Raw genomic sequence first — 26,152 nt, 5'->3', positions numbered from 1 at the left:
GTTTTTCTCCTCTCACATGTCATATTGGAAAAAGCCTTTACCTGATTTTTTGCCATACTCACCAGCATCGACCATTTTGACAAGCAGAGGACATGGGCGGAACTTCGGATCTTTGTAGCTCTCGTATAAAACAAGCAATGAATTCAAAATCGTATCAAGCCCAATTAAGTCTCCTGTCGCAAGCGGCCCCATTTTATGGCCGAAGCCCCCGCGGAAAATTTTATCGACATCAGCTGGTGTCGCGACTTGATCTTGCACCGCCCAAATCGCTTCATTGATTGTCAGCATGAGCACACGGTTGGAAACAAACCCTGGAAAATCATGCACCACAACAGGTGTTTTATCAAAGGATTTCAAGAAACCTTTTGCCGTTTCAACTGTTTCATCAGAAGTTGCTTTTCCTCTAATCACCTCAACTAACGCTTTAAGAGGAACAGGGTTCATAAAATGTGCACCAATAACTTTTTCAGGATGATGCATAAGGGATCCTACCTTTGTAATGGAAATACAGCTCGTGTTTACAAAATAGATGGTTTCTTTCGAACAAATATCTCGCAGCTCTTCATAAATGGGTTTTTTTATCTCCCAATCTTCCGTCACATTTTCAATGACGATATGTGCGTCATGTAAGCCTTCAAATGAAGTCGATAGCTGAATTTGAGACAATACGTCTTCTAAGGACAATGAGATTTTCTTTTTTCTCACAAATTGCACCAATTGATAGGTTTTCTTGATCTTTTCTAGTGCTTCGTTTAGTTTTTCTTCTGTGACATCAACCAATGTGACTTGATAGCCATTTGCTGAAAGGTCTAATGCCATATCAGCCCCCATCACACCTGCCCCAATCACGCCTACGTGCTTCGTGTTCATTTCTCCAACACTCCAATTCGCTTTAAAATGACATTGATTTTTTCTACGACTTCATTTGTTAATGAATGAATAAAAAAGTGATCTCCATCGAATTCAAAAAACGCACAATCTTTGCTTGTATATTGATCCCAATCGTCTAAATCAAACAGCACAGAAGGCAGATCACGAGTACCATAAAAAATAGAAATTGGGCATGCAGCTGGAACGACTTCATCACACTGATAAGTCTCCAAAAGCTGAAAATCTGCTCTTAAAATCGGCAGAAAGAAATCAAGCACTGCATGGTTATCGGCAAGTTCCTCAGGAACGCCCCCCATCGCAATGATCGCCTCTTTTAATTTGGCATCTGACAGCTGATGATAGACTTTCTTCTCTGGAATATGTGGTGGAAAGCGTCCAGAATAAAAAACATGGACAGGCTCTTTGTTTAATCTTGTTTTCATTCTTTTTTGTAATTCGTATGCAAGTACAGCTCCCATGCTATGACCGAAAATGGCATAGGGTTCTCCTTCTTTTAAGGAAGAGGACGCCTGTAGATAAAGATCATCTGCGACTTGCTGTAAATTTGTCAGCACAGGCTCTGTCATTCTTGTCCCGTGCCCAGGGAGTTCAAGGGCATAAATTTCTATAGACCGGTCTATATACGATTTCCACTTACTGAATACGGTACTTGCTCCACCTGCGTACGGTAAGCAAAATAACTTCACGACACGCCACACTCCCTTTTGCATTTGATTTTCAACATTTCCAGCCATTTTTTTTCATCTTGGATGATTTGTTGTAAGGAAATTTTCATGTTGGCTTGGTACCGACTAGACATTTCCCCTGAAAAAAAGAGTTTTGCTGCCTGATGCCTCGCTTTCTCCCATTCTGCTAAAATACTTTCCATCCATTGAAACAGCTCAGGTAGATCGCCTTTTATGAGTCTCAGTCGATACATCTCTACTTTCTTCGTATTGATGATCTGATTGAAAGATGCTACGAGCTTCTCGATATCATCCCATTGAGGAAACTGTTCATAAAATGTTTCAAGAGCTGTAATTCCTTTTTCAATTGCGTCAATCTGACCATGCATATTTCTCAGGAAATAAGCCGTTTTTTGATCAAATAATTCAGTCGAGACCTTGACCGGATCAAAGTGGAAGGCCGCATAGGAATGGAATTGATCATTCGGCTGAAAATGATCATGAAAGGTATCATACCCTTTCTGCACATCTCCATATGACAGCACTTGATGCTCATACGACAAATTATCTAAATGACGATTCTCTAATACCTGAAAGGTTTGCTGATTTTCATGAAAACCCGTGATTAAAATCGAATGACGGCTATGTGTTGTCAAATACTCTTTTCTACCTCGCTGAACGTAAGGGTCTACCCATACAATCACCGGGCGGTCACGCCTCACATCTTGTTTGACCTTTTCAATGAGATGGGTACAATGCGTCATTTTTTCAACTTGAATGCCCTGTAAATTCATAATCTTTTCTGGATCGTGTGCCGACATCCAGTCAATCTGCAGCAAACCGTCTTCTGTAAGTCGATATGCAAATTGATCATTTAATAAATATGGAGCGACTTCTTGACCATGCAGCATCACAATTGGAAAAAAGCAATTGAAGAAACAGCTGCGATAAAACAAATCATTATAAGGATGAATGCCTGAAATCTGTTTGACGGTCATCTTCTTGTCCTCTCTTTCCAGCAGTAGATGTCACCATAAATCCTTTGATGAAACCAATCGTACAAAACCAAATGAAAAACAAATAATAAGAAATCGCTAATTCAATGAGAGAGAAAGGTCCCCATACAAAAGTCATTTTCCAAGGCAGTCCCTTAAAGGCTAGTTGTGAAAGAATCATTGGCAGAAGCAATATCCCAATTAGGAGCAGTACCCAGCCGATACTTTTCAGCCATACGCCAAGTGAAATGTGCCTGCGAACCAGAACGCCATTTCTTACACGTTTCCTCCATTTGATAAAACGAACGACTGACACTATTTGCAGCAAAATAAAAAGACATGTGGCTGCCACACTCAATTGATCAATGAGCTGAAATGGATCCATGGATGACTCTGCTTCTTCATTTGTACCCGTCATCGTTTTGGCAATAAGACGTGCCGTTTTCTCTGTGTAGCTGCTATTCATGTTGGCTAACACTCCGATAGCAACGTCTTCTTTTGGCTGGATCAGAAAAAATGACGAATAATTCGGATTAGATCCAGCATGAAATAATGATTCCACCTGCCCATGCATTTTTTCTATATACCAGCCGGCATTGTAATAGACATGCTCCCCTTCTTCTGGGACTTTCACAGTTAACTGATCAGGATTTTTTACAAAACGAGACCAAGTTGAATCGGTCAATTGATATTGCAGCCAAGTCCCCACATCCTGATTATTCATCACAATATAGCCTGCAGGGGTGTTGCCTCGATATTCTGGTGCTTCATAAGCATGTGGAGCAAGGAAATGCAGTTTAAATCCTTCTGAAACAACACCAGATTTCATGCGTTTTAGCCCAGCTTCTGTTTGGTTAAGATGATGCGTTTTAAACAGTCCTTTCATATATGCCTCATATGACGTTCCTGTCACATTTTCAATGATGAGACCAAGAACATCATAGTTGATGGTGGCATATTCAAAGGAGCTGCCAGGCTTGTGATGGAGCTCAATTGATTTCAGTTGATGGACTGTTTTCTTTAGCGCATCTTTTGCATGATCTGGCTGGATAAGCGCAATGGATTGAAAGGGGATGCCGCTTGTGTGATGCATTAATTGCTCCACCGTCAAACGCTGAGGCTTTCCATGGTATGTTGGAAAAAAGCCTGGAATATAGCTGCTCACCGGTTCTTTCAAATGAAGTTTCCCTTGCTTTTCTAACTCCACAATAGCAAGAGCGGTAAACGCCTTTGATGTAGAACCAATTTCAAAGAAAGTACTGGCTGTCACTTTCTTCATTTTCTTTCGATCCGCATAGCCAAACCCTTTTTGGTACACCACTTCGTCTTTTTTCACAACCACAACGGACATGCCGGGAATGCGCCCAAGCTCCATCTGTTCCTCTATCACTTGATCAATGGCTTTAGATGAAATCACTGCTTTTGCATGTGCCCCCCCGGCAAAGCCGCTTATCCATAAGACAGCTAACAAAAATGAAATGTAGATAACATGCTGATTTTTCCTCATGTAAATAATGAATCCATTTCTTCAAGAGACATATCAACTGTTTCAAAATCAGACGGTGTAAATTCGATCCCTTCTTGTTCTAAGCAATGCTGTACCATACGCTCAATTTGCTGTTCTATCTCTTGCAATAGCTGCATCATATCTGTTTCACACAGCTGTTTTTCGCTGAAAGAAAGATGGAAAATCAGCTGACCGCCCTTGATGGTAGCGACCATATCGATGACGGTTGTTAACGGGTTATCCAATGACGAATCTATCCCCGATGTAAAGTAAGACATCTCATAATCAGATGATTGTTTAAGCACCTGATCGATTTCACCTAAATAATTAAACCGTAATTGCGGCGCTGAATGATCAGGAAGCTGCCTATTGATGAGTGACAACAGCCCATATTCTGCACCTTTATTCGGCACCTCACGTATCGTTTCTTTGACAGCCCGTATGTGATCTGAGAGAGATTCAGAAACATGAACATTCACAGGATACATGGTGGTGAACCAGCCGCACGTTCTAGATACATCAATATTTTCCTCCACAGCATCTCTGCCATGACCTTCTAATTCCAGAGAAATCCGTTTTTGATTCGTTTGCTGATAACAGGCTTGCGTTAAGGCTGAAATTAACAGTTCGTGAGGCTGCGTTTGGTACGCTTTATTCGCTTGATTGGTCAATTGATCCGTCAGTTCCACTGATAAAGCCTTCGTTAATTTGACTTCGTCTTTGACATATCCCTCATTAGATGAAACTTGATACAGAGGCTGAATACCCTGCACCGCATTTTTCCAATAGTTGAACGCCTCTTTTACATCTTCTGATACTGCATACTCGTTAACCCGCTCTGTAAATGTTTGATATGAATGAGTTTTTGGCGGAAGCACTTCTGCTGAACCCTTCTCTGCATGAAATAATTGAATCAAATCCTCCACAAGAATTTGCCAAGACATACCATCAACTAAAAGATGATGGGCGGCAAAAATGAGATGTGATTGAGAAGCAGTTTGACAAAGCGCTGCCTGAATTAATGGTCCTTGATAAAGATGAGTCCTTTGCTTGATCTGACATCCTACTTCTTGCAGCGCTTCTTCCACCTTCTCTTCTGACAATGCCGTAAAATCGTGTATCGTCAGCGGGATATCCTGAATGTTTTCATCATAATAGAGTGTGTTTGTCGCCTCATGTACTTTTAACCTTAATCCGTCGTGATGAATGACCAGCTCTTTTAAAGCACTCTGCACGATTCTTTCATCCATCTTTTTCTTTGAATGAACAATGATAGATTGATGCCAGAAATGTTTATCTTTTAACCGCTGGGACCAAAACCATTCGATGATTGGGATCGATTTCACATCGCCCACAGCCTGTTCTTGTGAGATATGTAAGACTGGTTCCTGCTGAACGACTTGTGCCATTTCTCTAAAAATGGGATAAGTAAATAGATCTTTGGTTTTTAAATAGAGTCCTTTGTCTTTTAACTTCGCAATAAATTGAATCGCCTTTATGGAATCGCCGCCAAGCTGATAAAAATGATCAGCCGGTTCGACCTTTTCATGCCCTAAGATGGCTTTTGCTGTGTCTACTATGATCCCTTCAATGTCCGCTGTTTCCTTCGACCATTCAACGGCTGTTTCCACTTGAGACAACAATGGATCAGGCAGTGCTGCCCGATTGATTTTTCCATTTTGGGTGAGCGGGAGTTCTTTTAATACAACAAAATAGGCAGGTACCATATAAGCTGGCAGCTGATCTGATAATTTCTTCCTTAGTAAAAAGGAGGTTAGCTCTTCATCTTTCAATTCAATATAAGCAGCCAGTTGTTTTTCTCCAGATTCATCAGTTAGATCAATGACAGCTGCTTTATCCACTTCATCGATTGCCATAAGCGCAAGTTCGATTTCACCCAGCTCTATCCGGTAGCCCCGAAGCTTGATTTGATGGTCAATCCGGCCAATGTATTCAATCTTTCCATCACTTGCACGTTTCGCAATGTCACCGGTTCGGTACATGCGGCGTTGACTTACAAATGGATTGGGCAGAAAGCGTGATTTCTGCAAATCAGGTCTTTGCCAGTATCCTCTTCCAACACCCGCGCCTGAAATATATATTTCTCCTATTGTCCCTGGCAGCACCACTTGCTGATTTTCATCTAAAAGGTAAATCTCTGTATTCGGCATCGGCACTCCAATTGACACCGATGTCCCGCCATCATCTTGATGGAACTGATGGATCATACAGCCAACGGTTGCTTCAGTTGGTCCATATTCATTAAAGATGGATATCCTTCCATCACTTGCCTCAGTAATTCTTTTAGCCAAAGAAGTCGATAATTGTTCTCCTCCTACAATCATCCGTTTAACCACTGACTGAGACAGTGCAGCATCTGTTAACAGTGCCATATGAGCTGGTGTCAGCTTGATCACCTTTGCTTTTTGGTCAAACAAAATATGTTCTAATAAAAAGCCTGGCTGATCCTCTTGACGATAGATGACTACTGTACTGCCAATAACCAATGGCGTATAAATGGAGGTAATGGTTAGATCAAATGCAATGGACGAATACAGAGCAAAATGGTCATCTTCTGAATCTGTATAGTTTGTTTTGGCAGACATGATATAGTTCACTAAGCTTTGATGCTCAATCATCACTCCCTTTGGCTGTCCTGTAGAACCAGACGTATAAATCATGTATGCGACGTCTTCATCATCTCCAATGAATGAATGTTCCGCATCATACGAATCCAACTGATCCCACACGTTGTAGATATTGTACGTATCACCATTAAAATGGTACGCAGATGCATGATCTGTAAAAAACAGCTTTGCCTGACTGTCATCCAAAATAAACTGAATGCGTTCCTGCGGATATTCAGGATCAATCGGTACATATGCACCTCCAGCCTTTAAAATCCCCAGCAATAGTACAATCAGTTCTGGTGAATGATTCATACATATTGCAACAAAGTCATGTCTCTGTAAGACATGTGCTTGCAGGAAATGCGCCATTTGGTTGGTCTTTCTCTCAAGTTCACCGTATGTCATGATATGAGAGCCGTCCTGAATCGCGATTCGATCAGGAGAAGTCTTTGACATGTCTGTGATTAATTCATGAATTTTTTGCTTTTGTGGGAATAGCACGCCTGTGTCATTCCATTGATATAGCTCTCGATGTTCCTCTTCCTCTGTCATAAGCAGTACGTCTTTTAAGAGCTGCTTGGGCTGGGTAAGTATGTTCTCGACAAAGAGAAGCATCCTTTCATGCAGAAAGTTGATGTCTTCATTGCTGTAATCTGAGATTTTGTAGTCATATTGCAGCTCGATTTGCCCTTTTTCATCCCATTCTTTCACAGCTACTTGCAAGCCATATGGCTGGAATCCATTGTAAAGCTCCATGTATTCCACTTTGTATCCTTCCATCTCCTGCACCATATTTGTGCTGTAGGAGTTGATATAGATTTGAAAAAGCTGATCATATCCTGCCTTTGCAAGCTCTAAATCCTTGACAAGTGCATCATAGGGATAACGTTGATGCAGGAAGTAAGTCTTATAGCTTTTTTGAACGTCTGACAAACTTTCTAATAGAGATAAATGAGGGTTCATCTTCATTCGATATGGCATTGTGCTAACGGTCATACCGGACGTGGCTTTTTCCTTTTGCCCGGAACGATTGAGAACTGGCGTCCCAATAATAAAATCTTTTTGCTGGTATCTTTTATGCAAGTAAACGAAGAGTCCTAAAGTAAATAAAGAGTTGATTGAACAATGATGGGTATCTATAAATTCATAGATTCGTTCTGAGAGTTGTCGATCAAGGTAATGGCTCTGCCGATGGCCTTTGATTTGGTCAGTTCCCTGTACCAAATAACTATCAGACACATCAGATAATGTTTCTTTCCAAAATTGCTGATCTTTTTTAAATCTTGGGGAGTTCATATATTTTGATTCTTTATCAATAAAAACAGAATAATTGTCTGCTTCTTGTTCGATAGAGGAGCTTTGTGTAAGAGCAGTGTAAAGCTGGCTAATTTTATCGATGATTACTTTCATCGACCATCCATCTGCTACTGTATGATGGCATTTGATGAAATAACCGGATTGTTGTTCACCGATTTTTAATACAGCAAATTCGGCGAGAGAGGTTTCTAGTAATTGAAATGGTGTTTTGAAGGCTTTTTCAGCCCATTCCAGCATGTCTTTATGTGTGGAAAACTCATAGGCAGGAATATGATGATCGGCGTTTGGATCAACGTATTGAAGCATCTCATCATCTTTCTCTACTAGCTTGAGACGAAGAGATTCTGTCGTCATAATACATGTTGCAATGGCCTGCTTCAGTTTATCGAGCTGCAACGGCCCATTGACGAAAATAATACCGCCAATATGATTAATTGGTGTTTCTGGATAAAATGTTTCCATGTTCATCACGCGCCGCTGCGGATGTGTTAATGGCCAATATACTAAACTACTAGTCAATTACGCCACCTCTACTTTTCATATAGTTAACATTTCTACGAACTTATTAAATCACATAATGGTATTTTTGTAAATAATTGAGATAAACTGTCTAAATTTGTTCATTTTTTAATCTAGACGCTAGGAAAGCCGACACAGTAAACAGGACAACGTTGATAAAAAAGACGACTCTTGCCCCAAAGAGATCGGTCATGGTGCTCATAACGAGGATGGACATTCCATATATAAAAGTCGATAGTGTATGTTGAGCTGATAGTATTTTAGGCAATTCAATTTGACTCAGTGTATCTTGTACATAGGTACGAATAGAAATACTGCGAAGCTGAAAAGCCGGCCCTAATAAAAAGACAAACAATAAACTCATCCATGCTGAATGATTCAATCCTAAGCACAGGGTTAGCAGAGCTACGATCACCGAGCTGTAAAAAATGTGATCAAACAAACGCTGTTCCACATGCTTTGCGAACCGCAGCACGAGCAGACCGCCTAGAATGGTTCCGCCAAAATAGCTTGCGTTAATAAAGCCCCACCATGTTTCAGGCTGGTGTAAGACTTCAGTGACATACACAAGAATAATAGCACCAGTCCAGATACTTCTGCCGCTCATGGACAGCATTTCTAAAATCGTTAATGTTCGAATGGTTGGCTTTTCATACATGATCTTCCAGCCTGAAAAGATTCGTGTACCAAATGATTCAGACTGTTGCTCTTGTTTAGCTGCAGCCCCAGTATCAATGATAAAGAGCATAGATATGAGCGACAAACTATATAAAACGAGTGTCGTAATGAGGAGAAACTGCGGTCCAAGAATGCCAATAAACAGCCCTCCTAAAAGCCATCCTAGTAAAAGGACAATTTGGTCAGAAGTTAAGATATAGCTATTGGCTTTTAGTAAAAAGTTCTTTTCTACTAAACGCGGGATCATCGAATTTCGAACAGGAATGGTTCCCCCATCTATCAAAGAAAGGAAAAATACAATGATAAAAAAGAGAGGAATAGTAAATGTTGATAGTTGTAAAATATAAATGAAAATCAAGCAACCGAAGAAAGCAATTTGACACATTTGCAAATAGATAATGAGTCTTTTCAGCTTAAATTGATACATAAAGAAAGGAATGAGTACCGCTCCAAGTGCTTGTCCAACAAACTGGGAGACAGCCACCATTGAAGCAATTAGTGTAGAATTTGTTAATTGGTATGTCAGGATGGTCAGAACGAGGACATATAGTGAATCCCCGAAATTAGCTAGGGATTGTCCCCCTAATAAAAAGTAAAATGATTTGTTTTTCATATTTATCTCCATTTTCTCTTCATTACCACCCATAATAATACATTATTTTCTACACTTCTACTTTTTATAACAATATTTTCATAATTTGATACAATTTTACTAATTTAAAAAACCGCCAAAAGGCGGTTTTTATTTAGTCATATATATGAACAGTCGGTTCTTTGTCTTCAGCATTTTTCGTAATCAAGGCTTCTTGTTGATCAGAAGATGTAATGTTGATTTCGATATTGGTACTCTTGTAGTAATCCATGACTTCACCGGTTAAATATTGTGTGAAGGCTACAACTTCCGTTTTTCCATAGAACTGCATTGGAATTTCGATTTTCATTTTTTGCAGGTTGCCGTTTTTGTAAAAGCCTTTTCCTACAACACCAGTGTAATTCGGGAAGTAGTCTTCGACCTTTGTCTTGAAGCGGTCAAATCGCTCTGAATCATCTTTGTAGCTGCTTTTCGCATTATCTGAAGGGAAGAATACATTCTCCTCTTCGATCGTATCCCATTTTCCGATATCAGCGGAGCCTGCTTTTACATCCGTTTTGGCGATAAAGTTACCTGGAACGATAGATGATTTTGGCGCTTGCTTATAAAGGGCAATCATGACAGGCACTTTTTGCAGTCCGTCCATTTGACGAATGCGCTTGATCACTTGTTCAGCGATTTTTTCACCCTCTGCCAAAAGTTTCTTTGAATTTTTCGATGAATCGATGGTCACCTCTTGCTGCGGGTCACCGATCTTTTCACGGTAATAATAAACAGAGTTCAGTGCAAGACCAATGACAACTCCGCCAAGCTGTAAGCTGTTTTTGTCTTTTCTAATTAAGTAATTATGCTCTAGCATCGAAGCTAAGTAGATGGGACTATTTTCATTTTTAGACTTTGTTGAACCTGAGTTTGGAAGAGCAGGATTTAAGCCTAGATTCTTAAAGTCTTTATCTTCTTTTTCTGCCTTTTTTAGATCACTGCCTGTTTTTTTGCGTGCCAGCCAGCTGAGAACGGTGTCCTCATCTAAATGCTGTCCTTCTTGGAAAAGATAGTCGTTTGTATTAAATGACTCTGTTGCGAGGCGCATGAGCCCTGTTTCAAATTCATCAATGTCCAAGCGTGTGTTGAGACGCTCAGCTGTTAAACCTCTCGCAGCTCCTTGTTTAAACGGCAGCACCATTTTGTAATAGGAGTCTGAGATATTGTACATCGGGATGATGGCTGTTTCCTTTGTTTCCTTCGTTTCATCCGTTTTTTGTGTGACCTCTTCCTCTTCCTTTCCCCCAAAAGGTGCACACGCTGACAATACCAGTGTGAGCATTGTCAGCAGCAATAACAACTTTTTCAATAGAAAACACTCCTCTTATTTCTTTAGCTCCTCGAGCATTTTAGCTTCGTCCCAAATTTCAATATTGAGTTCTTCTGCCTTTGTCAGCTTACTCCCCGCTGCTTCTCCGGCAATGACTAGATCTGTTTTTTTACTCACACTACCTGCCAGCTTGCCGCCTAACGCTTCGATCGCTGCTTTTGCATCGTTTCGCGCCATTTCTTCTAACTTTCCTGTCAGCACAATGGTTTTTCCTGCAAAGTAGGAATCACTTTCTTCTGCTTTTACCGGCTTTGGCCCTGTATAGGTCATATTGACTCCAAGTTCTTTTAGTTCGTTCAGCAGATCGAGTATTTCTTCTTTCTCAAAGTACGTGACGACGGCATCAGCCATTTTTTCACCAATTTCGTCGACTTCAAGTAATTGTTCTTTCGTTGCTTGCTTTAATTGATCGATGTTTTCGAAATGCATCGCCAAGGTCTTTGCCGCCTTTGAACCAATAAATCGAATGCCGAGTCCAAATAGTAAACGCTCAAGAGAGTTTTCTTTCGACTGCTCAATTGAACGCAGTAAATTGTCGACGGATTTTTCGCCCATTCGTTCAAGCTGAATCAGCTCTTCTTTCGTTAATCGGTAAAGGTCGGACACACGAGAGACTAGCTGTTCCTTGAAGAGCTGTGTAATGACCCGCTCGCCAAGCCCATCAATATTCATTGCATTACGGGAAACGAAGTGAATGAGTCCCTCACGTATTTGGGCAGGACATTCTGGATTGATGCATCGCAAGGCCACTTCGCCTTCGATTCGCACCAGCTCACTATGACACTCTGGACATTCAGTTGGCATGTGAAACGGTTTTTCTTCGCCTGTACGCTGATCGACAAGGACACCTGCGACTTCAGGAATAATATCGCCGGCTTTTTTCACAATCACTTGATCAAACAAGCGAATATCCTTTTCTTTGATCAAATCTTCATTATGAAGAGATGCACGCTGCACTGTCGTCCCTGCTACTTTGACAGGCTCAAGAATCGCTGTTGGTGTAATCACGCCTGTTCGCCCGACGCTTAGTTCAATATCAAGCAGCTTCGTTACGACCTCTTCAGCCGGAAACTTGTACGCAACCGCCCAGCGCGGGCTTTTTGCTGTAAAGCCGAGTTCTTCCTGCTGAGCCAGTGAATTGACTTTAATGACAATTCCATCGATTTCATATGAAAAATCGGCACGCTTTACTTTTAATGTTTCAATAAGGTCGATGACTTCTTCGATCGTTTGGCACATCCGTCTTTCTTTGTTTGTTTTAAAGCCAAGTTCGTCGAGAAGATCAAGTCCTGCGCTTTGCGTTTCAACACCAATTTCATCAAGCTCCGCTATACTGTAGACGAATATATCAAGGTTTCGTTTCGCTGCAATTTTCGTATCAAGCTGACGAAGTGAACCTGCAGCCGCATTACGCGGGTTTGCAAACGGCTCTTCTTCGTTTTGTATTCTTTTTTCATTTAATGCTTCAAAAGAAGGTTTTGGCATAAATGCCTCGCCTCTCACTTCAATCGACAGAGGGCGTTTGATTTTAAGCGGGATGGAACGAATCGTTTTGAGGTTTTCAGTAATATCCTCCCCCGTTGTTCCATCTCCGCGTGTCGCTCCTCGGACAAACACGCCATTTTCATAACGGAGAGAAACAGCGAGTCCATCAATTTTCAGCTCGACATTGTATGCGATATCGTCACCGACTGCTTGACGAACCCGGCGGTCAAAATCAAGAAGGTCCTGTTCATTAAACGCATTCCCAAGGCTGAGCATTGGTGTGCCGTGACGCACTTTTTGGAAGGCGTCTAAAACAGCGCCGCCTACTCTTTGTGAAGGAGAATCCGCTGCTTTTAAGTCAGGGTGTTCTTCCTCCAGAGAGATCAGCTCACGCATCCGCGCATCATATTCAGCGTCAGGAACACTTGGACGATCAAGTGTATGATATTCGTAGTTGTATTGATTCAAAATCTGGTGCAGTTCCTCGATCCGGCGTTTCGCTGCTTCTTTATCCATCTGCTTCTTCCTTTCAATTCATCCGTTTTGTCCTATCAGTTTATTGCTTCTCGATTGGTGCAAATGCTGCGAGAAGACGCTTAATGCCTGTAGGGCTTGGGAACGCAATGTCAAGCTCTGTGCTGTCTCCTCTGCCTTTCACACTGACAACCGTACCAACGCCCCATTTTTTATGGGCCGCTTTATCGCCCACAGCCCAGCCAATACTGCCGCCGCCTGTGTTTTGAATCGTTTGTGTTTGCGGACGTGAGACAGGTCCCCGTCTTTGCGGTCTTTCTCTTGTTTGGCCAAACGGTGTTTTTGTTTCTTTTTTCTCATTTAGGTTGTCCAATAAATCGGCTGGTATTTCTCGAATGAATCTAGATTCAAGGTTCATGTTTGTCCGGCCGAAAAGTGTTCTCATTTTCGCACTTGATAAATAAAGCTCTTCTTCAGCCCGTGTGATGCCAACATAAGCGAGGCGGCGCTCTTCTTCCATCTCTGCATCTTCCATTAATGAACGGCTGTGCGGGAAGACACCTTCCTCCATTCCCATTAAGAAAACAACAGGGAATTCTAGACCTTTTGCGGCGTGAAGTGTCATTAAGATGACGGCATCCTGATCTTCTTCTTCATTCTCATCCAGTTTATCAATGTCTGCGACGAGGGCGAGATCTGTTAGGAAGGTCACAAGTGACTTGTCCTCATTTTGTTCTTCAAAATTCTTAGTGACGGATAGAAACTCGTCAATATTTTCTAAGCGGCTTTGTGCTTCAATCGTTTTTTCGAGCTTCAGCGCTTCACGATAGCCTGTTTTCTCTAGAATTTCTTCTGTTAATTCAGTGACAGATAAATAGTCCTGCATGTTCGTCATTTGATCAATGAGCTGTTTGAACTCATCAAGCGCATTGGCTGCCCTTGCACTCAGTCCAATGAAATCCACCTGACCAAGTGCTTCAAACATAGACAGGTCATTCATCTCCGCATATGCTGCAATTTTATCAACAGATGTCGCACCGATTCCGCGCTTTGGTACGTTGACAATTCGCGCAAAACTAATATCGTCATCTGGGTTTGCCACTAGGCGTAAGTATGCCAAAATGTCCTTGATCTCTTTTCTGTCATAGAACTTCGTGCCGCCGACAATGTTGTATTGAATGTTGGCTTTCATTAACGTTTCCTCTATGACACGAGACTGGGCATTTGTCCGGTAAAGGATCGCAAAATCGGATAATTTGCGCTTTCCGCTCTGATGAAGCTGACGAATCTTTCCTGCGACAAATTGACCCTCACCAAATTCATTATCTGCACGATAATAGGCAATCTTCGCTCCTTCATCATTTTCTGTCCAAAGATTTTTCGGCTTCCGGTTTGCATTGTTTTGAATGACCGTATTTGCGGCATGCAAAATGCGTTTCGTCGATCTGTAATTTTGCTCAAGCAGAATCACTTCACTGGATGGATAATCTTTTTCAAAGGAGAGAATGTTTGTAATATCCGCTCCGCGCCAGCGATAAATAGACTGATCCGAGTCACCGACAACACATATATTTTGAAAGCGCTGCGCGAGCAGTTTCACAAGCATGTACTGTGCTCTGTTCGTATCCTGATACTCATCGACATGAATGTATTGGAATTTCCGCTGATAGTGCTCTAACACTTCAGGAATGCGCTCAAACAGACGAATTGTCATCATAATTAAATCATCAAAGTCGAGTGATTGGTTTTTGAGTAAACGCTTTTGATAATCTGTATAGACATCGCTGACCACTTGATCATAGAAATCACCAGCTGTTTTGGCGTATTCCTCTGCGTCAATGAGTTCGTTTTTTGCACTGCTGATTGATCCTAAAATACTGCGCGGGTCGAACTTTTTAGGATCGATATTCCGTTCTTTTAAAATGTTTTTGATGACTGAAAGCTGGTCAGATGTGTCTAAAATAGAGAAGTTGCGATTTACACCAATGCGGTCAATATCACGTCTTAAAATGCGGACACACATGCTGTGGAACGTAGAGATCCAGATGTCATCAGCGCCAGGCCCTAAAATAGCTTGGACACGTTCACGCATTTCACGTGCTGCTTTATTTGTAAATGTAATCGCTAAAATGTTCCACGGAGCCACATGCTTTTCTGCCATCAAGTAGGCAATTCGATGTGTGAGCACCCGTGTCTTCCCGCTTCCTGCTCCTGCCATCAACAATAAAGGACCGTCTGTTGCTTTGACTGCTTCTTTCTGTGCGTCATTCAGCCCTTCTAATAGATGATTCGATATTTCATTCATTCCATTCACCGCCAATTCGAACTTATGTTCTATTTTAACCCGTTTCGTCTTATTTGACTATGATGACTTTTTGACTGCATCCACTGTTTTTAATGCTTCTTTGAAATTGTCATAAATGACATTTCCTACAACCACGACGTCTGCATGCTGGGAGAAGTCTTTTGCCTGCTTAGCGTTCTCGATGCCGCCGCCATAAAAAAGAACTGTTTCATCAAGCACTGCTTTTGTTTCTTTGACAAGCTCTATGTCTCCAAGCGTTCCGCTGTATTCCAGATAAAAAATGGGCAGCTTCATCAAATGCTCTGCCACTCTCGCATATGCCCTGACGTCATCGATATCCAGCGCTGTATTTGCCTCTGTGAGCTTGGCCGCTTTACACTCTTCATTTAAGATGACATAACCTTCAGGCACAATCTCTTCCATTGACATCAAATCACCGAATTCCTTCATCGCGTCCTTATGGAGCCCAACAATCCAGTCAGGGTGAGAGCTGTTTAAAACGGTCGGGATGAAATACAGATCAAAGCCAGGCACAATCATCTCATGTGTGGAGATTTCGAGCACACATGGCACTAGAAACCGGCGGACTTTTGACATCAATTGAAGCACGTTGTCCTCTGTCACATGATCACTTCCGCCAATCAATATGGCATCCGTCCCAGATTCGCAAATCGCTTCTAGCTGTTCATCAGAAATTTCTTTATTTGGATCGAGTTTAAAGACATGCTTCCACTCGGTAACATCATACATGAAAAACGTTCCTCCATTCGTTTCATTCCATTTAAATATTATAACAAAATCAGTGTCTGCAAAAAATGGGTAACCTCCTTTAGCTAAAAGTTTCATTCTTTTGAAAATGGGTGATCGTGACTTTACATAAAATTGCTGGAGAATAGATAAAAAATCCACTAGAAGAGGAGCTGAAAGAGGTTGATATTTTGGCACTTTGTCACATGCCATTATACAATAAAGGGATATTTTACCATAGATTTAAAAACCATCTATTGAACAGAGGTGACCCCATTGAAAAGAACGATCACATATGAACAAAATATAGACATCGGATACATCTATATCACCCCGCAAGCGGAGCATATGAAAATCAAAGAAACCATTGAATTAGATGTCAATGAATGTGTCAATGTAGATATCGACAAAGAGGGCCGAGTGGCTGGCTTGGAGTTATTTGCAGAAGAATCCAAGGTCCTGCGGAACGTACCGGTATATGAGGATGAGCTTTCTTTACGTTTGACGGATCAGGAAATTCTCTCAACCTATCAACTGTCAGGCGTTGAATTCCAATTCTCAACACCTGATCACAATGGGCTGATCGGTTTTACTATTGTCGATCCTCTTCGCTATAACATCACAAGAAAAAAACCGTTTTGATCTTTCAAAACGGTTTTTTCAAACTATTGTCTCACTTCATTAAAATAATGAACGGATGTCATGGCCCCTTCGTCGACCATCTTGTTGTCTTGGATATCTAATGGATCTGGGTGGCCGGCTTTTTCAGGAATCTTTTCATCTGACCGGAACATGCTTGCCCATTTTTTCAGATGCTGTTTATTTTTTACCGCTAATAACACAGCTCCTCCAACCCCTAATCCTGCAAGTACATACGCATTTGGACGCTTATTCATGTATGTTCCCTCCCCTTATGATCTTATTTGTAAGTTACCCCGCCTTTTCATTTCTAAACGTCACAATATGCTGGTGTGGTTTCTCTTTCATTAAAAAGTGGAATAACAACAGCAATGAAAGAGAAAAGAGGGGATCTTCATGACAACAACTTTAATTGTCATCGGCGCATTGCTAGTCATTTGTTTGATCATCCCAATCATTCTATTGATCTGGATTTGGATGAGGGATGAAAAACAAGAGGAACATTCAGTTCTGCGAAATTATCCGGTCATTGGAAAGCTGCGGTTTATTTTTGAAAAAATAGGACCTGAGCTTCGCCAATATCTGTTTCTGAATGACCGAGAGGAGCTGCCCTTCTCAAGAAGAGAATACGAGCAGGCAGTCATGTCAGGGAAGTACAAAAGCCGGACGATGGGCTTTGGATCAAAACGTGATTTTGACAAGCCAGGCTATTACATTCGAAACGTTCTGTTTCCAAAGCAGCGAGATGAACTACGAATCGATCAATCTGAAAAAATCAAAACAAAAGTGTATCAGATTGATCAAGACAATTTACTGCGAAGAAGTGAACATTTCAAAGAAGTCGAAGCAAATCCTTTCTTTCTCCATCAAGAGGATGTACAAGTCATTGGCGAACACACATGTCAAAAGCCTTTCCATGTGAAAGGACTGATCGGTCAATCTGCCATGAGCTACGGCTCCTTAGGCGACAGGGCGATTACAGCTCTATCCTCAGGATTAAAAATGGCCGGCGGGACGTGGATGAACACAGGTGAAGGCGGGCTTTCTCCTTATCACCTCAAAGGCGGCGCAGATATCATTTGCCAGATTGGGCCCGGTTTATTTGGCGTCAGAACAGAGGATGGCGCATTTTCCTTTGAAGAATTCAAGAAAAAAAGCGAACACGAGGAAGTCAAAGCCTTTGAACTCAAGCTGGCACAAGGAGCAAAAACACGCGGCGGTCATATTGACGGCGAAAAGGTAACGGAAGAAATAGCGAATATCCGTAAATTACCGCCTCACCAATCCATTGACAGCCCAAACCGCTTTGAGATGTTCCACTCCATTCCTGACATGTTTGATTTCATTGAACAACTTCGGAGCATAGGCGGAAAGCCAGTTGGAATCAAACTTGTTGTCGGACATAAAGAAAATATTGAAGAGCTTGCCAGCTATATGAAAAAAAGCGGAAAACACCCTGATTTCATTACAGTGGATGGCGGAGAAGGCGGTACAGGGGCGTCCTTTCATGAATTGGCAGATTCCGCAGGGCTTCCGATTTTCACGGCACTCCCAATGGTTCATCAAATATTGAAAGAATACGGGGTCAGAGATCAAGTGAAGCTCTTTGCTTCTGGCAAGCTTCTCTCGCCTGATAAAATTGCGATTGCCCTTTCAATGGGAGCTGACTTTGTGAATATTGCCAGAGGTCTCATGTTTTCAGTCGGATGCATTCGCGCCCAAGTCTGCCACACGAATAAATGCCCAGTCGGGGTCGCCACGACTGATCCAAAGCTGCAAAAGGGTTTATCAATTGAAGAAAAAAAATACCGAGTGTGCAATTATATCCTGTCTCTTAGAGAAGGTTTGTTTAACTTATCCGCAGCTGCGGGAATAGAATCGCCTATTCATTTTAATGAAAAACATATTATTTTTAGACAAGAGAATGGCCAGACAAGCGAAGTGCCGATGTTCTCAGGCACACAGCCATCTGTCTAGCTCGAAAAGGTGCGGAAACGCACCTTTTTTTATTGACATTTTCGTATAAAGTTAGCAAGCAGTAGAGTTTAAGGAAATCATCTCAAGCGAAGATGGCATCTCCTATGAGGGAGAAAGATGGTTTATGGGCGAGCTAAAGTAAAAAACAGAGGCACTTTATCAGCCCCTGCCCGCCTTTTCATAAAAAAACTGCAAACAAGTCCATTTTTCGTAAAAAGGATTGTTTACAGTGAAAGCTGCTTTATTTTGTTTCGTTATTTTCCTGCTGTTCTGCTACGCGGTCAAGAGCCATCGTATAGGCATCGTTTCCGTAGTTCAAGCAGCGTTTAACACGTGAGATAGTTGCAGTGCTTGCACCTGTTTCCGTCTCAATTTTATGATACGTGTTTCCCTCGCGAAGCATACGCGCTACTTCAAGACGCTGTGATAAAGATTGGATTTCATTGATGGTACATAAATCATCAAAGAATCGATAACATTCTTCCAGGTCTTTAAGGGATAAGATGGAGTTGAATAACTGATCTAAGCTTTTGCCCCTTAATTTATCAATTTGCATCTTAATACATCTTCTCCTTTACTATTGCCACACCGCTTCGCACGATCTTCTTCTAAGAAAGCGGTATCTTTCCTGACTAATTTTTTTAAAACCTCAGCAATGAGCTTTGAACAGATCATGACAGGTTTGGTTCTACGCTGAAAATGCCGTCAGGTTCTTTCGTAAGCCGAAGCTTCTTTATCGTAAACAAATTCGACAAGTTCTGTCATTTTCCTTGTATGACAATCTGACAAACTTGTTTGCTCCAGTATAAAGATGACTTCTGCTTGGTTAGGTCTTCTGCCCTCATATACAGGCTTTGCAGAAAGCTCGGCGAGACCACAAATATGCGCCCCGCCTTGCTCGGGTTATTCAAAATATGTTGGCCGGTCAGCGTAACCGGCAAATTCATTTTACAATTAGAGTACTTCATTCGTCATGTCAAAGCCCTCTGCTTTGTCAACAGCTCCACATAAGATCATGATCACTTACATGGCAGTGAAGAGAACCATGGCTCACTTCTGCCCTATAACAGCAGTCAGAAATGCAGCAAAGATGATACAGCTCCACTCTGTTATATTTTAACGCATTATAGACGGAAAGAGTACAGTTTTTTTCATGACATCAAATATTCCTCTTGGTGTCACTCGAATATACGGCAAATGTGTACTTTGGAAAAAGACAAGTGTATCAATTGGGCAGTCAAATGGATAGCCGCGCTCAATGAGCAGCTCGCGTAATGTTTGTTCCTGCTGAAGAACAGTCTCAAATGGTTCAGCCGATGCACAGCCTGATAATTGCAGCGGGATTTCGTGCAAAATTTTCCCGTTCTCTGTGAGGACGATTCCCCCGCCAATTTCTTTCATCCGCTTATGTGCCAGCATCATATCTTCTTTATTTTTCCCGATCACTAAAATGTCACCCGTGAGCGAAAATGAGCTGACAAAGCCCTGCACTTTATTTGCGAACCCTTTTAGCATCGTATTCACACGCCACTCGCCTTTTCGGTCAATCAGGCTAAAGAAGCTTTGATCATGGTCACATGACAGCTGGTTGATTGAGTTATCAATTTCCACTGTATAAGGCTCCATAATAACGGCATTTCTCATCTTGACACCTAGCGGCATAGAGAATTGCAAATCACTCATCGTGAGGTCATAGCTTAAATCTAATGGAAGAAGCCCGCCATTTTCCCATTTTGTTTCTTGGAATTGATGCTGGTTCTCGCCATCTAATTTGAGAATAACCCCTTTAGATATCACCGTTTCAGGATTTGGGTTCATTGGATCATCTAAAATATTTATAGAAGCCAGCCGGCCTGGGCCAACAACGCCTAATAAATCATCGATTTGATGGTATTTTGCAATGTTAAATGTCGCCATATTATACGCATCAATGATCGGCACGCCTTCTTCAAGGGCAATCGAAATCAAACGGTTAATCATGCCTTCCTCATAAAAGTGAGGAGCAGCACCATCTGTTGTATAGAAAAAGTGGTCATAGTGTCTAAAATCACGCTCATGCAGTTCTCTTAAAATGTTCACTAAATCTGGGCGGATGGAAGAATGCCGCAATGAAACATGATAGCCAAGGGACAAGCGTTTTAACACATCGTCCGCATTCATCGCTTCATGATCACTGTCCGCGCCAAACAGCTTCATTTTTGTTAGCGTTTTCTCAGAAGCTCCTGGGAAATGCCCTTCAATTCGTTTTCTCTGCTTCTTCGTTTCTTGCATGCAATATAAAATGAGATCATCACCGTCCATCAATCTTGGCCAGCTTGTTAATTCGCCGCCTTGGAGGACGTCAGGATGATCAATCCATTCCTTCCGGTAGTTGACTGGCAGCATCTCATCTTCATATCTGACTTCCGTTTGAAGATCGTATCTGGACCACCAGAAATACTGAAATGGCTGCTTTTTTAATTCACATAGAGTGGAAAGCGCTTTCTTTTCATTGCTTTGCAAAAGAAGAAATAAGTTATCGCTGACCATCGTTGTTGTGCCAAATTGAGACACATATTCTGCAAGTGATTGGGGATTATAAATATGGAACGGGTGCGCGTGAGGCTCTATATACCCAGGCACAATGTATTTCCCTTCACAATCAATCACACGTTTAGCTGATTTATTTTGAGGAAGCTCTGCTCCGACATAAACAATTCGATCATCATGTATCCAAATATTTGCCTTCACCCATTGCTTCAAAAACGGGTTAAGCACGAGTCCATTCGTTAAAAGGAGTGTTGGAACTATTTTTGAGTCGACTACATCGATTTGTGTGCGGATGTCATTGTTTCTCCAATTAAAAGTACGTTCGGACATTCACATACTCTCCTTCATTTGTATTAGCCCTATCGTAACATAACGAACTACGTTACGCATTAATGAAACGTTACAATTTCTTGAAATCACACTTAAAATAATTTAAAAAAGGAGATTCACCTTCAATGAAACCTAATCTCGGCTTAATGGAAGCGCTCATTAGAATTGCCTGCGGAATGACAATATGTACTGCGGCTGGATCCTTATATGCTAGAAAACCATGGAGTAAAATGCTGCTTTTGGGCATCATGTTTGGCGGTATGAAACTGGGATCTGGCATTCTTCGTTTTTGTCCAGTGACATACATGTGTGAGCAGCAGGACACACATAAAGAGAAGGCTGAGTAAGGCAGCCTTCTTTTTTTGTGATCATTTTCATCTCATTCCGCTGCTTCACACCATTCTACTATTGTCCCTGCAATAATTTCTGCTGCTTCTATCACATGCTCAATGTCGATAGATTCATTCGGAAAATGGGCAAGCTCCGTTGTTCCAGGTCCAAACACGATGATCGGAATACCAGCCGCCTGTGACAGTAATCCGCCATCCGTTCCCCAAGGGGCGGCTTCGATCTTCGGCGGCTGCTTCATGACCGCTTCATATTGTTCCTTCAATAAATCTAAAAGCGGATGATCCGTATCGATTGAACCCGGAAGCCATCTTGCACCAAACCATTCGACCTCAACAGGATGCTCTTGAAACCATTCATCTTTTTCTCCGAGTCCTGCCATCCAATTTTCTAATTCCTTCTCTGCCTGTTCTACCGTTTCACCCGGCATCACCCCGAGCCTGCCTTCCATTGTGACAAGGTCTGCTACGGAGGATGGCCAATCACCGCCTTGAATTTTCCCGATATTGATTGGGATCGGGATTGGGATATGCTGAAACAGCGGCTCAGTGATTCGCTGATTTCTTTCTTCTTCAAGTTCCGCTATATGTGAAAGGACTATCGTGCTCTTTTCAATAGCCGAAACGCCGTGATATCTTGTTCCGCCATGAGCAGCCCTTCCTTTAATATGCAGTCTGAACCATTTAGATCCTTGCTGAATCGGAAAGATTTTCATATGACTTGGCTCTGGAATGATGGCTGCATCTGCTGTATATCCTCTCAGTATGGCTGCAAGGGTGCCTGCGCCGCCGCTCTCTTCTTCGACAACACTATGAAACACGACATCTCCCTTCAGCGGAATCTGAAGCGCATGCAGTGCTTCAAGTGCAAAGAGTAAAGAAACGTTTCCACCTTTCATATCTGTTGCCCCGCGTCCATAAAGTCTCCCGTTTATGATATGCCCGCTGTAGGGCGGATATGTCCATTGTTTGTGATCACCTGCCGGGACAACATCCACATGCCCATTTAATAAAATAGATTTACCTCCGCCTTTACCTTTCAATCGTCCGACGACATTAGGGCTTCCTTTAAAGGAACGCCTCGGGGAATAAAAATACGGATGGTTCAGCAAGTCATCTCCGTCAATGTCCCATACATCAACATTAAAGCCGATGGCAGAAAGTTTATTTGCTACGATTTGCTGTACTTCTTGCTCATTTCCTTGTGTGCTGTCACATTGCACCATTTGCTGAAGAAGCGTCACGGCTTCCTCCTTATGCTCTTTCATCCAGTTTCTGATACGTGTGGTTGGCTGCAAGTCAGTCATCCTTTCTACACAACAGATTTGACATCAGGCGCTAAAATGAGCGGCGCCTCTGTCGCCCTCATGACATCTTCCGGCTGATACGGCGGCATGACTTCACGCAAAATGAGCAGCTGTGATTTGACCTCAATGACTGCCATATCCGTAATAATCAGATCCACACAAGACTTAGCAGTTAAAGGCAGCGTGCAGGCCGCTTTTATCTTAGATTGTCCATGTTTATCAAGGTGGCTCATCACGACCACCACCTTTTTCGCTTTTTGCGCAAGTTCAATGGCTCCACCCATACCCGGCACACGTTTCCCTGGCACAATCCAATTGGCAAGATCCCCATGACTGCTGACTTCAAGTGCACCTAAAATGGTCATATCCAGCATCCCTTTGCGAATGATGCCAAAAGCGGTTGTGCTGTCCATATATGATCCGCCTTTTGTTAACGTAATGGGAAAACCCCCGGCATTGCACAAATTCGGGTCTTCTTCCCCTCGTGCTGGTGAAGCGCCTGCTCCCATAATGCCGTTTTCTGCATGCAGCCACACCTCGTAATGTGCTGGGATGTACTCAGCTGCAAGGGTCGGGATGCCGATCCCAAGATTCACAATCATGCCATCTTCAATTTCCTGTGCCGCGCGTTTGGCTATGCGGTGTCTTAAATCGATGTCTCCCATGCCCATGTCCAGTTCACTCCTTTTGATTGCACGATCTGGTTCACAAATACGCCTGGTGTGACGATTTCCTCTGGATGAAGCCCGCCCACAGGCACAACCTCTTCTACTTCCGCAATGGTCCAGTCTCCTGCCATCGCCACAATCGGGTTTGTATTCCGTGCACTTTTATCAAAAATCAGGTTGCCTGCTTCATCTGCTTTGAGGGCATTCACAATCGCGATATCCGCAGTCAGTGCAGGCTCAAGGATATACTTCTTTCCATCCAGCTGAACCAATTGTTTCTCATCAAGATTGAGACTATCCATGCCGACATCTGTCACAATGCCCGCTAAACCCATCCCGCCTGCCCTGATCTTTTCCGCTAGGATGCCTTGCGGGTAAAAAAGAACGTCTAGTGTCCCTGCCTGCATTTTCTGCCCGGCAATTGGATTTGAGCCAATATGAGAGGCAATGATTTTCTTCACTCTTCCTTCTGTGATCAGCCTGCCAACACCGATTTGCGGGAAGCCTGCATCGTTCCCGATCAATGTCAGGTCTTTAATATTGGCTTCTAGAATGGCATCGATCAATGATGGCGGGGAGCCTACACCGCCAAACCCGCCAAACATAATGGTCATTCCGTCTCTAAAATGCGTGATGACTTGATCAAAGTTCGCTGTTTTGTTCATCATCTTTCCTCCCTACATGGCAGATGGGAAAAACCCTCGATTGATGACTTCTTGTTCGACCTGCGTCATTGTCTGCCCGAATAAATGAATCAGTTCATCCATCTCCTGCTGCGTAATGGAAAGTGGCGGTGCGATCATAACCGCTGCACCTCCCACACCATCCTCTCCAGCGCTTGCTGGGTAAACAAGCAAACCATTTTGCTTTGCCGCCTCCACAACTAAATGTGTCATTTGAGCATGGGCAGGAAATGGTGTTTTCGATAATCGGTCTGCGACAAATTCAATGCCAATGAGCATCCCCTTTCCTCTCACATCTCCTATGATGGAATGTTTTGTTTGCAAATCCTTTAAAGCATTCATTAAATATCGGCCAGACAGATCAGCCCGTTCTGAAAGCTGATGTTTTTTCATATATCGAATGACAGCCAGTGAGACGGCTGCTGAAAGCGGATTGCCGCTATAAGTGTGGCCTGCCATCACAGAGCCCGAACCACTGAGAATCGGTGCAATCACATGATCCGCTGAGACAGCTGCAGCAATCGGTGAATAGCCGGCGCTCATGCCTTTTCCGAGTACCATAATATCTGGTACGACGCCCCAATGTTCCATGGCAAACATTTTCCCAGTTCGTCCAAAGCCTGTCATGACTTCATCTGCAATCATTAAAATATCGTTTTCCTCACAAACTCGCTTCATCGCCGCAAAATATCCGTCTGGCGGAACAAGCGCCGCACCCGCTGCTCCAACAATCGGCTCTGCAATAAAAGCCGCAATCCTCTCTTTTCCTATACGCTGAATGACAGTTTTAAATTCCTGTACATACCATTCGACCTGCTTGCTTTCTTCCTTTGGCAGCCACGAACGGTAGCTGTATGGCGGAGACAGCACCGGGTGTTTTTCGAGCAGTGGTTCAAAGCGCTCTCTCCTTGCAATATGTCCTGACATCGACAGCGCACCGAGTGTGATGCCGTGATAACTCATCCATCTTGAGATGATGTGATTCTTCTCAGCCTTCCCCTGCTCCTGCCAATGCTGAATGGCAATTTTCATGGCGGTCTCTGTTGCCTCTGATCCGCTTCCGACAAAAAAAGACCAGTTCAGGTTCCCTGGGCAGAGCGTACTCAATTCATAGGCAAGTTCTTCTGCTGGTTCATTTGTGAATTGTGATCTGTACGTAAAGCTCACCTTTTCCGCTTGCTCTGTCATGGCATCAATGATGTCTCGTATGCCATGTCCAATACTTGCCGTGACAGCACCCGATGAGCCGTCTAAATATTTTTTCCCGTCCCGATCATATAAATAAATCCCCTCTCCTTTCACAGCCACAGGATAATGCTGATTCAACATCGGTTTGATTAAGTAATCCCGGGTCTCCACTTTGTCATTCCTCCCTCTCTCGTCAGCAGCTGCATCTTTCTTTTTTCATGAATCGCAAGAAAATTTTGTATACTTGTTATAAGATTAGCTTAATCAAGAGGGCAGTCATCCTCCATTCGCCACATGCCCGAATTTC

Annotated in this window: 20 protein-coding genes; 3 read left to right on the top strand and 17 right to left on the bottom strand. The window is 42.6% G+C overall.

Going from position 1 to position 26,152, the window contains the following annotated elements; all coding sequences use genetic code 11:
• Positions 1-12: 12 nt before the first annotated feature.
• The 10 genes from MHB67_RS03290 to MHB67_RS03245 form a co-directional block, all read right to left on the bottom strand.
• The gene (locus MHB67_RS03290; RefSeq protein WP_103132281.1) at positions 13-870 is read right to left on the bottom strand and encodes a 3-hydroxyacyl-CoA dehydrogenase family protein; all 858 of its coding nucleotides are present in this window, start codon (positions 868-870) and stop codon (positions 13-15) included.
• Complete coding sequence (locus MHB67_RS03285; protein WP_122631777.1) at positions 867-1,577, bottom strand: alpha/beta fold hydrolase; 711 nt, start codon at positions 1,575-1,577, stop codon at positions 867-869. Before MHB67_RS03285 ends, MHB67_RS03290 begins: the two co-directional genes overlap by 4 nt.
• A complete protein-coding gene (locus MHB67_RS03280; RefSeq protein ID WP_122631733.1) occupies positions 1,574-2,554 on the bottom strand; it encodes a C39 family peptidase in 981 nt (326 codons plus the stop codon). The genes MHB67_RS03285 and MHB67_RS03280 overlap by 4 nt, the downstream gene beginning before the upstream one ends.
• Positions 2,517-4,058, bottom strand: a complete 1,542-nt coding sequence (locus MHB67_RS03275) for a serine hydrolase domain-containing protein (protein WP_122631732.1) — start codon at positions 4,056-4,058, stop codon at positions 2,517-2,519. The genes MHB67_RS03280 and MHB67_RS03275 overlap by 38 nt, the downstream gene beginning before the upstream one ends.
• Positions 4,055-8,524 carry a non-ribosomal peptide synthetase gene (locus MHB67_RS03270; protein WP_122631731.1) on the bottom strand — a complete coding sequence of 1,490 codons (4,470 nt, stop codon included), beginning with the start codon at positions 8,522-8,524 and terminating at the stop codon, positions 4,055-4,057. The genes MHB67_RS03275 and MHB67_RS03270 overlap by 4 nt, the downstream gene beginning before the upstream one ends.
• A 91-nt stretch (positions 8,525-8,615) precedes the next feature.
• Positions 8,616-9,815 (bottom strand): MFS transporter, encoded by a 1,200-nt coding sequence (locus tag MHB67_RS03265; RefSeq protein WP_024424533.1) that lies wholly within the window; start codon positions 9,813-9,815, stop codon positions 8,616-8,618.
• 133 nt (positions 9,816-9,948) lie between these two features.
• Positions 9,949-11,118: a CamS family sex pheromone protein gene (locus tag MHB67_RS03260; RefSeq protein WP_234107902.1), complete on the bottom strand. Its 1,170-nt coding sequence runs from the start codon at positions 11,116-11,118 to the stop codon at positions 9,949-9,951.
• A gap of 42 nt (positions 11,119-11,160) precedes the next feature.
• Positions 11,161-13,167: an NAD-dependent DNA ligase LigA gene (gene ligA, locus MHB67_RS03255; protein WP_149125921.1), complete on the bottom strand. Its 2,007-nt coding sequence runs from the start codon at positions 13,165-13,167 to the stop codon at positions 11,161-11,163.
• Between the two features lie 40 nt (positions 13,168-13,207).
• On the bottom strand, positions 13,208-15,430 hold the full coding sequence (gene pcrA / locus MHB67_RS03250; RefSeq protein ID WP_342492783.1) for a DNA helicase PcrA: 2,223 nt from the start codon (positions 15,428-15,430) through the stop codon (positions 13,208-13,210).
• Between the two features lie 57 nt (positions 15,431-15,487).
• Positions 15,488-16,180, bottom strand: a complete 693-nt coding sequence (locus MHB67_RS03245; RefSeq protein ID WP_151040298.1) for a heptaprenylglyceryl phosphate synthase — start codon at positions 16,178-16,180, stop codon at positions 15,488-15,490.
• A 273-nt stretch (positions 16,181-16,453) separates the two neighbouring features.
• On the opposite strand from MHB67_RS03245, the gene MHB67_RS03240 reads away from it, so the two are divergent.
• Entirely contained in the window at positions 16,454-16,819 is a 366-nt protein-coding gene (locus tag MHB67_RS03240) for a DUF2283 domain-containing protein (protein ID WP_024424526.1), read from the top strand.
• Between the two features lie 23 nt (positions 16,820-16,842).
• On the opposite strand, the gene MHB67_RS03235 is transcribed toward MHB67_RS03240, so the two are convergent.
• Positions 16,843-17,073, bottom strand: coding sequence for a hypothetical protein (locus tag MHB67_RS03235; protein ID WP_003214314.1), 231 nt, complete (start codon positions 17,071-17,073; stop codon positions 16,843-16,845).
• A gap of 139 nt (positions 17,074-17,212) precedes the next feature.
• Here MHB67_RS03235 and MHB67_RS03230 point away from each other — a divergent pair, with 139 nt between their 5' ends.
• The gene (locus MHB67_RS03230; protein WP_151040302.1) at positions 17,213-18,793 is read left to right on the top strand and encodes an FMN-binding glutamate synthase family protein; all 1,581 of its coding nucleotides are present in this window, start codon (positions 17,213-17,215) and stop codon (positions 18,791-18,793) included.
• 241 nt (positions 18,794-19,034) lie between these two features.
• Here the strand turns inward: MHB67_RS03230 and MHB67_RS03225 are convergent, their stop codons facing one another.
• A complete protein-coding gene (locus tag MHB67_RS03225) occupies positions 19,035-19,349 on the bottom strand; it encodes a YerC/YecD family TrpR-related protein (protein WP_024424524.1) in 315 nt (104 codons plus the stop codon).
• Between the two features lie 560 nt (positions 19,350-19,909).
• Entirely contained in the window at positions 19,910-21,652 is a 1,743-nt protein-coding gene (locus MHB67_RS03220) for an adenine deaminase C-terminal domain-containing protein (protein WP_025092632.1), read from the bottom strand.
• Positions 21,653-21,777: 125 nt separating this feature from the next.
• Here MHB67_RS03220 and MHB67_RS03215 point away from each other — a divergent pair, with 125 nt between their 5' ends.
• Positions 21,778-21,999: a DUF2892 domain-containing protein gene (locus MHB67_RS03215; RefSeq protein ID WP_197172077.1), complete on the top strand. Its 222-nt coding sequence runs from the start codon at positions 21,778-21,780 to the stop codon at positions 21,997-21,999.
• Between the two features lie 32 nt (positions 22,000-22,031).
• Here MHB67_RS03215 and MHB67_RS03210 read toward each other — a convergent pair whose 3' ends face one another.
• The 4 genes from MHB67_RS03210 to MHB67_RS03195 are packed head-to-tail and all read right to left on the bottom strand — an operon-like array spanning position 22,032 to position 26,016.
• The gene (locus tag MHB67_RS03210) at positions 22,032-23,297 is read right to left on the bottom strand and encodes a peptidase (protein ID WP_342492782.1); all 1,266 of its coding nucleotides are present in this window, start codon (positions 23,295-23,297) and stop codon (positions 22,032-22,034) included.
• A 14-nt stretch (positions 23,298-23,311) separates the two neighbouring features.
• A complete protein-coding gene (locus MHB67_RS03205; RefSeq protein ID WP_133744818.1) occupies positions 23,312-23,977 on the bottom strand; it encodes a 3-oxoacid CoA-transferase subunit B in 666 nt (221 codons plus the stop codon).
• Positions 23,953-24,639, bottom strand: a complete 687-nt coding sequence (locus MHB67_RS03200; RefSeq protein WP_342492781.1) for a CoA transferase subunit A — start codon at positions 24,637-24,639, stop codon at positions 23,953-23,955. Before MHB67_RS03200 ends, MHB67_RS03205 begins: the two co-directional genes overlap by 25 nt.
• 12 nt (positions 24,640-24,651) lie before the next feature.
• Entirely contained in the window at positions 24,652-26,016 is a 1,365-nt protein-coding gene (locus tag MHB67_RS03195; protein ID WP_342492780.1) for an aspartate aminotransferase family protein, read from the bottom strand.
• Between the last annotated feature and the right edge of the window lie 136 nt (positions 26,017-26,152).

The organism is Bacillus sp. FSL H8-0516, assembly GCF_038635285.1.
GTDB classification, from domain to species: domain Bacteria; phylum Bacillota; class Bacilli; order Bacillales; family Bacillaceae; genus Bacillus; species Bacillus safensis.
The sequence above is the reverse complement of the archived record's forward strand: the minus strand, read 5'-3'. Positions and strand labels throughout refer to the sequence as shown.